The following is a 490-nucleotide window of genomic DNA, read 5'->3' as shown; positions in this document are numbered from 1 at the left end:
CTTCAACATCGTCTTCATGATGTTCGTCCTGCGTTCCGGACTGCAGATCCTGGCCGACCACCCGCGGCTGTACGGGAATGCGGGTTGCCGTCCGGGGACCGAGTGGCTGCGGTTGCGCGCAGCTGTACCGGCTGACCGGATGGACAAGGCCGACGTGCAGAACGTGTGGACCTCCAAGGATGACGCGGTGGCCCTGCCGAAGTGGTTGGGGATCCCGGGTATTCGTCACTCCATCGGGCTGGCGCGGTGGTGGCATCTCAGCTTTGACCTGCTCTGGCTGGTCAACGGCGGGGTGTTCTACGTACTCCTGTTCACCACCGGGCAGTGGCGCCGGATCGTGCCTCAGTCGTGGGATGTCTTCCCCAATGCGGTGTCGGCCACGGTGCAGTATGCGTCGCTGGATTTCCCGCTGAACCAGGGCTTCACGGTCTACAACGGTCTGCAGGTGCTGGCCTACTTCATCACCGTGTTCGTTGCGGCACCGTTGGCG

General features: G+C 63.5%; 1 protein-coding gene. It reads left to right on the top strand.

Translation table 11 applies throughout. The annotated features are described in order from the left end of the window. Positions 1-16 precede the first annotated feature (16 nt). On the top strand, positions 17-490 hold a 474-nt coding region (locus IMZ11_RS43845), incomplete at its 3' end, for a hypothetical protein (RefSeq protein WP_228649642.1).

It is taken from the genome of Microtetraspora sp. AC03309 (genome assembly GCF_020826795.1).
In the GTDB taxonomy this organism is placed as follows: domain Bacteria; phylum Actinomycetota; class Actinomycetes; order Streptosporangiales; family Streptosporangiaceae; genus Microtetraspora; species Microtetraspora glauca.
This window is presented reverse-complemented; position numbering and strand designations above follow the sequence as displayed.